The 7,280-nt window shown below is 63.6% G+C and carries 8 protein-coding genes; all 8 read left to right on the forward strand.

Features of this window, described 5'->3' with window-relative positions; genetic code table 11:
* Positions 1-1,201 (forward strand): FAD-dependent oxidoreductase (locus P0D89_RS49935; RefSeq protein ID WP_408379219.1); only part of this gene is annotated, 1,201 nt, incomplete at its 5' end.
* Positions 1,202-1,227: 26 nt separating this feature from the next.
* Positions 1,228-2,634 (forward strand): CmpA/NrtA family ABC transporter substrate-binding protein, encoded by a 1,407-nt coding sequence (locus P0D89_RS49940; protein ID WP_408370068.1) that lies wholly within the window; start codon positions 1,228-1,230, stop codon positions 2,632-2,634.
* A gap of 16 nt (positions 2,635-2,650) precedes the next feature.
* A complete protein-coding gene (locus P0D89_RS49945) occupies positions 2,651-3,574 on the forward strand; it encodes an ABC transporter permease (RefSeq protein ID WP_408370071.1) in 924 nt (307 codons plus the stop codon).
* Positions 3,564-4,514, forward strand: coding sequence for an ABC transporter ATP-binding protein (locus P0D89_RS49950; protein ID WP_408370074.1), 951 nt, complete (start codon positions 3,564-3,566; stop codon positions 4,512-4,514). The genes P0D89_RS49945 and P0D89_RS49950 overlap by 11 nt, the downstream gene beginning before the upstream one ends.
* 22 nt (positions 4,515-4,536) lie before the next feature.
* Entirely contained in the window at positions 4,537-4,986 is a 450-nt protein-coding gene (gene cynS, locus P0D89_RS49955; RefSeq protein ID WP_408370077.1) for a cyanase, read from the forward strand.
* Positions 4,987-5,070: 84 nt separating this feature from the next.
* Positions 5,071-5,961, forward strand: coding sequence for an MBL fold metallo-hydrolase (locus P0D89_RS49960; protein WP_408379222.1), 891 nt, complete (start codon positions 5,071-5,073; stop codon positions 5,959-5,961).
* A gap of 39 nt (positions 5,962-6,000) precedes the next feature.
* Positions 6,001-6,162: a hypothetical protein gene (locus P0D89_RS49965; RefSeq protein WP_408370083.1), complete on the forward strand. Its 162-nt coding sequence runs from the start codon at positions 6,001-6,003 to the stop codon at positions 6,160-6,162.
* Positions 6,156-6,962, forward strand: a complete 807-nt coding sequence (locus P0D89_RS49970; RefSeq protein ID WP_408370086.1) for a sulfite exporter TauE/SafE family protein — start codon at positions 6,156-6,158, stop codon at positions 6,960-6,962. Before P0D89_RS49965 ends, P0D89_RS49970 begins: the two co-directional genes overlap by 7 nt.
* Positions 6,963-7,280: the final 318 nt, after the last annotated feature.

The following is a 7,280-nucleotide window of genomic DNA, read 5'->3' on the forward strand; positions in this document are numbered from 1 at the left end:
CCCTGGGGTAATCGTGGTCGGCGGCGGCACGGCGGGTTGGGCAGCCGTCGAAGCAGTCCGGGCGCTGGATCCGGACATCCCGATCACGCTGGTGAGCGCCTGCTCGGCGGACCGTTACCGCAAGCCGGAACTGTCGGTTTCGTTGAGCGAGAAACGCACACCGGAGCGGCTCGTATTCGAGACCGGGCCGGCCGCCGCAACACGCCTCGGCGTACGGCTGGTCGCCCATACCTACGCGATCGGGTTGTCGCCGGCGCTGCATCAACTGCGCACGACGGCGGGCACGTTCCGTTACCGGCAACTGGTTCTCGCCCAGGGGGCGCGGCCCGTGGTGCCGTCCGGCTTGCCGCGCGAGCTGTGCTGGCGCGTCAACGATCTGTCGATGTGGAGCAGCATGCAGCGCCGGCTGATGGCGAGGCCGGCGCGCGTAGCGGTGATCGGCGCGGGGCTGATCGGCTGCGAGCTGGCGGAGGACCTGGCACGGGCGGGACATACGGTCACCGTGCTGGATGTGAGCGACAGGCCCCTCGCGGCGTTGTTGCCGGCGCCGGCCTCGCGCCGCCTGCTCGCCAGCTGGACGCAGCTCGGCATCCGCTTTCTGCCCGGCCGCAGCGTGAGCATCGAGGAGCGGCGTGGGATCGACGCGTGCGCCACACAGTGGACGAGTAATGCGAGTAATGCGAGGACGGCAAGCGGCAGTGTCCCCGAGGTCAGCGCCACGCGAAGCGAAAAGGTGATCACGACGCAGCACGGCGAGCGGATTGCCGCCGATCTCGTGCTGTGCGCGGCGGGGCTCGCCACCGAAGGGCGCCTCGCAAGAATGGCAGGACTCGAATTCGCGCGCGGCATCGTCGTGGACAGCCGCACGTTGCAGACCAGCGTGCCGGATATCTACGCGCTCGGCGACTGCATCAGCTTCGCCGGCGAGCCGTGCCGCTTCATCGAGCCGATTGCCGCGCAGGCCGAAGCGATCGCGCACGCGGTGACCGGCTGCGAACACTCAGGCTATCGCCACCAGTCGCCCGTGATCCGCGTGAAGACGCGTTCGACGCCGATCGTCGTGCGCGGACGGCCGTCGCGCGAACTGGACTGGCAGATCGTCGAAGAAGACGACGGACACCTCGCGATGGCGCAGTACCGTGACGGCGACATTGTTTCGTCGTTGACGGTTGGCAGCCGGCGGGTCGAGCTCGCGACCTGAACCCACCCTCACGCACCGGACACCACATGGGTAACCGCTATCAACCGTTCGACCCCGGCAGCACGCTGGGAGGCTGCTCATGCGGCCGCCATGCCGACCAGGCCGCGCACCGCGCCGCCACTACGGGCGCCGCGCACGACGCGCATGACGGAAGCAGCGCGGACACTGAAGCCGCGTGGTGCGACGCCGTCGAAGCAGCGGCCGTACGCGCACTCTTTCCGCGCAACGCGATGCGGCGTGCCTTTATCCGTGCGGTCGGCAAGAGCACGGCCATCGCCGCCGTGTACAGCGTGCTGCCGATCGCGTCGCTCCAGCAGGCTTTCGCAGCAACGAAAGCCACACAGCCCGAAAAGCGCGACCTCAACGTCGGCTTTCTGCCGATCACCTGCGCCACGCCGCTGATCGCCGCAGAACCGCTCGGCTTTTACAAAGAGGAAGGGCTGAACGTCACGCTGAACAAGGTGGGCGGCTGGGCGCTGGTGCGCGACCGGATGCTGAATCGCGAACTCGACGCATCGCACATGCTCGCGCCGATGCCGCTAGCGATTTCGCTTGGCGTCGGTTCGCAGCCCACGCCGACGCGCGTCGCGACGATCCAGAACGTGAACGGCCAGGCCATCGTGCTGGCGCTCAGACACAAGGACAACCGCGACCCGCGCAACTGGAAAGGTTTCCGCTTCGCGATTCCGTTCGACTATTCGATGCACAGCTTTCTGCTGCGCTATTACCTCGCGGAGCATGGCATCGATCCGGATCGCGATGTGCAACTGCGTGTGACACCGCCGGCGGAGATGATCGCGAACCTGCGTGCGGGCAACATCGACGGATTTCTGGGACCCGATCCGTTTAACCAGCGCGCGGTATTCGACGAGGTCGGTTTCATTCATATTCTGTCGAAGGACATCTGGGCGGGGCATCCTTGCTGCTCGTTCAGTGTGCCCGACGCGTTCGTGCGGCAGAACCCGAACGCGTTCGCCGCGCTGCTGCGTGCGAATCTGCGCGCGGCCGCCTATTCGAGCGACCCTGCGCATCGCGCCGGGTTGTCGAAAATGATTGCCGCGCCTGCCTATCTGAATCAGCCCGAGCTGGTGATCCGGCAGGTGCTGACCGGCACCTATGCGGACGGCATTGGTCACGTGCACCGCGTCGCGGACCGAATCGATTTCCAGCCGCTGCCGTGGTATTCGATGGCGACATGGATGATGACGCAGATGAAGCGTTGGGGCTATCTGAAGGGCGGTGTTGACTATCGTTCACTCGCGCAGCAGGTATTCCTGTTGACCGACGCGTGCAACGCGATGAAGCAGCTTGGTGAGACACCACCGGATATCGCGGACAACGGCGGCTACCGGCCGATCACGGTGATGGGTCGAACTTTCGATGCGAACCGACCCGACGCTTACCTCAATGGCTTTGCCATCAAACGTGCCTGAACGCAGGGGAAACTGAATGACTCCAATTCGACGATTCACGTTGAGAGGCAAGGCGGCGCTTTGCTCGCTTGTATTGCTCGCGCTGCTGCTGGTCATCTGGCAGGCCGCGACGCTGCCGAAGACGCCCGCCGCGACAGCTGCGGCGACGGCATCGAAAGCCACGAATGCCGAGGCCGCCGAGGCTGCGGAGTATGCAGTGCTGATGGGCAAGGCGCCCGATCCGGGTGCTGACGGCGCTGCGGCGGATTCGATAAAGGTCACCGGCTTCCCATCGCCCGCCGAGTTCGCGCACGAGGCCGCACGCCAGCTCGCACATCCGTTCCGCGACAACGGACCGAACGACAAGGGCGTCGGCATCCAGCTCGGCTATTCGCTCGTGCGGGTCGCGGCCGGTTACGCGATTGCGCTGCTGGTTGCGGTGCCGCTCGGTTTTGTGATCGGCATGTCACGGCTTGCGTTCCTCGCCTTCAATCCGTTCATCCAGGTGCTGAAGCCGATTTCGCCGCTCGCCTGGATGCCGATCGCGTTGTACACGATCAAGAGTTCGTCGGCCTCGGCGGTATTCGTGATCTTCATCTGCTCGGTGTGGCCCATGCTCGTCAATACCGCGTTCGGCGTCGCTGGGGTGCGGCGTGACTGGCTCAACGTGGCGCGCACGCTTGAAGTGCCGCCATTGCGCAGCGCGTTGTGGGTCGTGCTGCCCGCGGCGGCGCCCACCATCGTCACCGGCATGCGGATTTCGATGGGCATCGCGTGGCTCGTGATCGTCGCGGCCGAAATGCTGGTCGGCGGCACCGGCATCGGCTACTTCCTGTGGAACCAATGGAACAACCTGTCACTGGCGAACGTGTTGTTCTCGGTATTGCTCATCGGTCTGGTTGGCATGACACTCGACCTGCTGTTCGCCCAACTTCAGCGCAAGGTGACCTATGTCGACTAAGTCCAATGCCCAGACGTCCGGCGTGACGAGTTTCGTCAGCGTCGAAGGATTGACCAAGCGCTATCGCGACGACCTGCCGCCGGTGTTCGAAAACGTCAGCTTCAAGATAGAGCAGGGCGAATTCATTTGCGTAATCGGCCATTCCGGCTGTGGCAAAAGCACCATCCTGAACGTGCTGGCCGGTCTCGAGCAGCCCAGCGAGGGGCACGTGATCGTGCGCAATCGCGAAATTTCCGGACCTGGGCTCGATCGCGGCGTGGTGTTCCAGAACCATGCGCTGCTGCCGTGGATGACCGTGGAAGGCAACATCGCGTTCGCGGTGCGCTCGCGCTATCCGGACTGGACACGCGAGCAGATCGCCGGGCACGGCAAACGCTTCATCGAGATGGTCGGCCTGAAGGGCGCCGAAAAGAAGAAGCCGTCGGAGTTGTCTGGCGGAATGAAGCAGCGCGTCGGCATCGCGCGGGCGTTTGCGATCGAGCCGCGCATGCTGCTGCTCGACGAGCCGTTCGGCGCCCTCGACGCGTTGACGCGCGGTGTGATCCAGGATGAATTGCTGAAAATCTGCACCGCGACGCAGCAGACCGTATTCATGATCACGCACGACGTCGACGAAGCGATTCTGCTGTCGAACAAGATCATGCTGATGAGCAACGGGCCGCGCGCCCGGATCGCCGAGATCGTCGTCAACACGCTGCCGGCTAACCGTCAGCGCGAGACCATGCACCATGACCCGCAGTTTTACCGGATCCGCAATTATCTGGTCGACTTTCTGGTGCGGCGTTCGAAAGAACTGAGCGCCTCCCACAGCGACCGGGCCGATACCGGGCGCGTAGCCGCCGCCACAACGCGGCTCGTCTATCCCGGGCTCGATGACGGCGCAGCCGCGCCGGTCGCAATCGCGCGGCCTGCCGGACCCAATCTCAAGGCAATTGCCTGATTTCTTACCCAAGGAGCCACCCATGATTTCCAGCCGCAATGAAGTAACGCAGATGATCGTTTCCGCCAAGGTCGCGAAGGGCCTGAAGTGGAGTGAGGTTGCCGGCAAGATCGGCCAGAGCAAGGAGTGGACGACGGCCGCGTGCCTCGGCCAGATGACCTTCAGCAAGCAGCAGGCCGAGATTGCCGGCGAGATCTTCGGGCTGCCGGACGAGGCCGTCGCGTGGTTGCAGATCGTCCCGTACAAGGGTTCGCTCGAGACTGCGGTGCCGACCGATCCGTTGATCTACCGCTGGTACGAAATCGTCAGCGTGTACGGCACCACGATCAAGGAACTGATTCACGAAGAGTTCGGCGACGGCATCATGAGCGCGATCGATTTTTCGATGGATATCCAGCGTGAGGCCGATCCGAAAGGCGACCGCGTCAAGGTGCTGCTGTCTGGCAAGTTCCTGCCGTACAAATCGTACTAACCGCGTCCTTCCCTTGGCTTCATCGGGACAAGACTGCAGCGCGGCGTTACTTTGAGAAATCGACGGCCCGGAATGTTTGAGGAGATGACGTTGACTACCGCGAGCCCCATGCAGGTCGAAGGCTTCTTCGACCCCGGTACCTGGACGGTCAGTTACCTTTTGCTGGATGTCCGCACGGGCGACTGTGCACTGATCGACAGCGTCCTTGACTACGACCCGAAGTCCGGTCGTACCGGCACGACGACAGCCGACAGGCTCGTGTCTCGCGTCCATGAGCTTGGCGCGAACGTCCAGTGGCTTCTCGAAACCCACGTGCATGCCGACCATCTGTCCGCCGCGCCTTACCTCAAGGAAAGACTCGGCGGAAAGATTGCGATCGGCGAGCAGGTGACGCGCGTGCAAGACGTGTTCGGCAAGCTGTTCAACGCAGGTTCGCTATTCGCGCACGATGGCAGCCAGTTCGATCATCTGCTCTCCGACGGCGAAACATTCGCCGTCGGAGCGTTGCAGGCGCGCGCCATCCATACCCCGGGCCATACGCCGGCCTGCATGACCTATGTGGTCAGCGACGGCGCGCAGACCGCGGCCTTTGTCGGCGACACCCTGTTCATGCCCGACTATGGCACCGCGCGCTGCGACTTTCCCGGCGGCGACGCCCGTACGCTGTACCGGTCAATCAACAAGGTGTTGAGCCTGCCGGCGGACACGAAGCTCTACATGTGCCACGACTACCAGCCCGGCGGGCGCCCTTTGCAGTTTGTCAGCACGGTAGCCGAGGAACGCGAACACAACGTCCATGTACGCAACGGTATCGGTGAGGACGCCTTCGTTGCGATGCGTACCGCGCGCGATGCGACACTCAACATGCCGGTGCTGATGCTGCCGTCAGTGCAGGTCAACATGCGCGCGGGACATCTGCCCGATCCGGAAGATAACGGAGTGCTGTATCTCAAGATTCCCCTCAACGCAATCTGAACGGGCGGCCGTAGTTAATAGAAGCAACAGGAGCAGTCGATGGACATCACGAAACTGATGCCCGGGCTGGCGGTATCGCAACAGGTTGCCGCATCCGACCTGCAAACATTCAAGGCCGCTGGCTTTCGCGCCATCGTCTGCAATCAGGCCGGCTGGGCTAACGCGGCGGTGGCCAACAACCTGTCCGATTTCTCATGCTAACTTCACTTATCCTTGGCGCCATCGTTGGCGCGGTGCTCGGCCTGACCGGTGCGGGTGGCGGCATACTGGCCGTTCCGGCGCTGGTGGCCGGCATGGGCTGGCCGATGCAGCAGGCGACGCCGGTTGCGCTGGTCGCCGTGGCGGGCAGCGCTGCTATCGGCGCGCTTGAAGCATTCCGGCAGCGGCTCGTCCGTTACCGCGCCGCGCTATTCATGGCCGCAGCTGGTGTGCCACTGACCTTGCTCGGTGTGCGCCTCGCGCATGCGTTACCACAACGTGTGCTGTTGGCGCTGTTTGCCACCGTCATGCTGGTCGTGGCCGGAAGGCTGTTATCACAGGCTTTGCGGCGGGGGCGACCGGACCGCGTGGACTCACGGTTTTGCGTCGGCCGCATCAATCCCGACACCGGGCGGCTGATCTGGTCATGGACCACGGGGGCCGCACTTGCGGCAACCGGCGCGTTGACCGGGCTGATGACCGGGCTGCTCGGGGTGGGTGGCGGCTTTATCATCGTGCCAATGCTGCGCAAGCTGACCAACGTGTCGATGCACGGCATCGTCGCTACGTCGCTGATGGTGATAGCGCTGGTCGGCAGCGGCGGTGTTGTCGCGACGGTCCTGCACGGCGCGCCGTTGCCGCTCGACCCGACGCTGTGGTTCAGCCTGGCGACGGGCGCCGGCATGGTGACCGGGCGGCTGGTCTCGCACCGTCTCTCCGCGCGGCATGTACAGGTGGGTTTCGCGGGAGTGTTGATCTGCGTGGCGCTTGGGATGATGGCGAAGGCTGGACTAGGGGGGTGACTCTCGTTGGCCACACCTGAGGAACGGTCATATCTATCTCGGGGCTGCACCATCTCTGCTTCCGACCATTGTGCGACTTTAGTGAAACCGCAATCAATCATGTACAAAGTTAAAAGTTTCGTAGCTACCGTAGCGCTCGCTGCCGCTTCGTTGTCCGTCCATGCAGGCACGAACGATGCGCCCGACTTCTGGACCACACCGACCGTTCACGATGGTTCTGGTGCAAACAGCCGGTGATGCCGAGACGTCTCCAATACATAAGGATACCTTATTTATTGAATAGGACAGCATTCCAGACGGCGGGTGCAGTAGTATTCC

This window comes from Paraburkholderia sp. RL18-085-BIA-A, assembly GCF_046027075.1.
GTDB lineage: Bacteria > Pseudomonadota > Gammaproteobacteria > Burkholderiales > Burkholderiaceae > Paraburkholderia.